1 protein-coding gene and 1 pseudogene are annotated in these 3,147 nt (G+C 75.5%); both read left to right on the top strand.

The features are described 5' to 3' along the window. Positions 1-2,674: glycosyltransferase family 4 protein (locus FM076_RS12675; RefSeq protein WP_180217760.1), on the top strand; the 2,674-nt coding region annotated here is incomplete at its 5' end. 243 nt (positions 2,675-2,917) lie between these two features. Next, a pseudogene (locus FM076_RS33705) lies at positions 2,918-3,147 on the top strand (glycosyl transferase family 1); the annotation flags it as partial.

Genomic DNA, 3,147 nt, shown 5'->3' with positions numbered 1-3,147 from the left:
TGCGGGCAGCGCGGGCGGTGCCGGGAACCGGGAGCGGCGACCGGGCCGGCCGCGGCTCGCCGTGGTCGTGGGCAACACCGTCGCGGGTGACTCCCGGGTCCAGAAGACCGCGATCGCGGCGGCCCGCGCGGGCTGGGACGTGACGCTGGTGGGGCGGAGCCCCTCCAAGCGCCGGGAGGAGTCGGTGCTCGGGCCCGTCCGGGTCGTCAAGGTGCCGGTCGCCGCGCACATGCGGGCCGTGGTGGGTGCCGAGCGGCGCCGTCCGCATCTGCGCAGCCATCTCACGCAGTTCGGTCTGCCCGACGACGGCGCCTGGGTGCGGGCGCGTGCCGCGCACGCCGCGTGGGTGCGGGAGCGGACGGCCAGGGTGGGCCGGCTCGCGGACGTGCCGGGCGGGGTGCGTACGGCGGTGGCACGGGAGGCGCTCAAGGGCTGGGTGCGGCTGCGCCGGTACGCGCACAAGGGGCGGGGCCGCCTCTACCAGTGGGAGCGGCGGCGTGCCGCGGGCCCCGTGCGGCCGACGGGGGACTGGCGCCGGGACTGGCCGGAACTCCTCGACCTGGACCTGGCGTTCGGCCCGGTCATCGAGGAGCTGGAACCGGACGTCATCCACGCCAACGACGTCACGATGATCGCGGTGGGCGCACGCAGTGCCGCCCGGCTGCGGGCGCGAGGGCTGCGCACCGCGTGGCTGTACGACGCCCACGAGTACGTGCGCGGTGTCGAGTGGCCGGACGCGGTGCGGGCCTCCGCGTTCCCCGGGGTGGAGCGGGAGCACATCGGGTGTGCGGACGCGGTGGTCACCGTCTCCGGTGAGCTGGCGGGCATCCTGCGCGAGGCCTACGGCCTGCCGGCCGAGCCGCTGGTGGTGGCCAACGCGCCGGTGCGCGAGGCGGTGCGGGCGGGCGCGGGCGAGTGCGCCTCCGTACGGGACGCCTGCGGGCTGGGCCCCGATGTGCCGCTGCTCGTCTACGCCGGGTGGATCGGGCCCGAACGCGGCCTGGACACCGCTGTGGAGGGCCTGGCCGAACTGCCGCACGCGCACCTGGCGCTGGTCGCCGCGGCCAAGCCGAACGCGACCCTGCAGAAGCTGCTCGCGCGGGCCGAGGAGCTGGGGGTGCGCGAGCGGGTGCACGTGGTGCCGTACGTGCCGCAGGAGCAGGTGCCCGACTACCTCTCCTCGGCCGACCTGGGACTGATCTGCTTCCGGCACGTGCCCAACTGCGAGATCTCGCTGCCCACCAAGGCCGCCGAGTACCTGCACGCCGGGCTGCCGCTGGTCACCAGCGGGGTGCGCACCCTGCGCAACTTCGTCGAACGCACCGGTGTGGGCGAGGTGTTCACCGCCGAGGACGTGCCCTCCTTCGTCGCCGCCGTGCAGCGCGGGCTGGCGCGGCGCGGCGAGCTGGCGGCGCGGATCACCGAGCCGCTGCTGGCCGAACTGTCGTGGGAGCAGCAGTCGGCCGCTCTGCTGGAGCTGTACGAGCGGCTGGCGGGCCCCGAGACCGCCGCCCGGCTGGCGCCCCGCACGGTGTCCTGGTCGGCGACCGAGCAGCCGGGGGTGAGCAAACCGGACAAGCCGCGTCCCTCGCAGCCCGCGGCCACGGACGGGGCGCCGCCCGCCTGGCGGGCGCTGGGCAGCACCCCGGTGCGGCTGGGCCTGGGCTGCGCCAACTCGGCGGGGCAGCTCGCGGGCTTCGCGCGGGCCCTGTGCGAGCGGCGTCAGGACCTGTCGGCCGAGGTGGTGATGCACACCCACGACAAGAGCGTCATCTACCCGGCCGACCTGTACGCGATCGGTGAGCGCACCGGGGACCTGGGCTTCCAGCTGGAGCGGGCCAAGCGGGTGCTCGGCTCGTACACGCACTACCTGTCCGACTCCTTCACCCCCGCGCTCGGCCGGCTCAACGGCGGCCACATCAGCGACGACCTGCCCTCCCTGTCGGCGGCGGGGATCAAGGTGGCGCTGCTGGCGCACGGCAGCGACGTACGGGACCCCGAGCGGCACATGAACCGCTACGAGCACTCCCTCTTCCACGCCGCCGACGAGCGGATCCTCCAAGTGCTGGCGCGCAAGAGCGCCCGCAACCGGCGGATGGCCGCCCAGAGCGGACTGCCGCAGTTCGTGACGACGCCCGACCTGCTGGACGAGCTGCCCGGCGCGCGCTGGGCGCCGCTGGTGGTGGACGTGGACGGGTGGGCGGCCGAGCGGCCCGCGATGGAACGCGCCCGGCCCGTGGTGGTGCACGCGCCCTCCAAGCGCTGGACCAAGGGCACCGCGAAGGTGGTGCCGGTGCTGGAGGAGCTGGACCGGCGCGGGGTGATCGAGTTCCGCATGGTGACGGGCGTGCCGTGGCTCCAGGTGCGGGAGCTGGTCAAGGAGGCGGACATCGTCGTGGACCAGTTCGCGGTCGGCACCTACGGCACGTTCGCCTGCGAGGGGATGGCGGCGGGCAGGCCCGTCATCGCGTTCCTGGACGAGCGGCTGCACCGGTCGGTGGGCATCCGCCCGCCCATCGTCAGCGCCACCCCCGAAACGCTGGGCACCGCGCTCGCCTCCCTCCTGGATGACCGGGACCTCGCCAGGCGCACGGCGCAGGAGTCCGTGGAGTACGTGCGCACCTACCACGACGGCGGTTACACCGCCGACGTGCTGGACGGCTTCCTGCGCTGAGCACCCGCCGGCACGGCAGGCGGTCCGACGAAGGAGAGGAGGAGACCCGTGGAGTCCGACAGCGGTACCGAGGGGCCCACCCCGCCGGCGGGCCCGGCACCCGGGACGCCCGGGACACCCACGACGCCCGGGACACCTGGGCCACCCGGGACGTCAGGGGCACCCAACGCTTCCGGGGCGCCCATGGCTTCCGGGACATCCGGGACGCCCGGGGCGCCGGGGGGTACGCGCGGCCGTGTCGTGATGCTGGTGTGCAACGGGGTGACCGGCGACTCCCGGGTGCAGAAGACCGCGCGCTCGGCCGCCGAGGCCGGGTGGGAGGTGACCCTGCTGGGCCGCTCCCCCGACGGGCGGGCCGCCTCCTGGTGGATCGGCGGGGCACAGGTGCGGCTGCTGCCCGTCCCCACCCCGCTGGAGCGCCCGCCGCGCACCGCCCGCCGCCCGCTGCTGAGCGGACCGCTGGCCTACCGTCC

It is taken from the genome of Streptomyces albus subsp. chlorinus (assembly GCF_013302895.1).
In the GTDB taxonomy this organism is placed as follows: domain Bacteria; phylum Actinomycetota; class Actinomycetes; order Streptomycetales; family Streptomycetaceae; genus Streptomyces; species Streptomyces chlorinus.
Note: the sequence above shows the minus strand (reverse complement) of the source record. Positions and strands in the feature narration are given on the sequence as shown.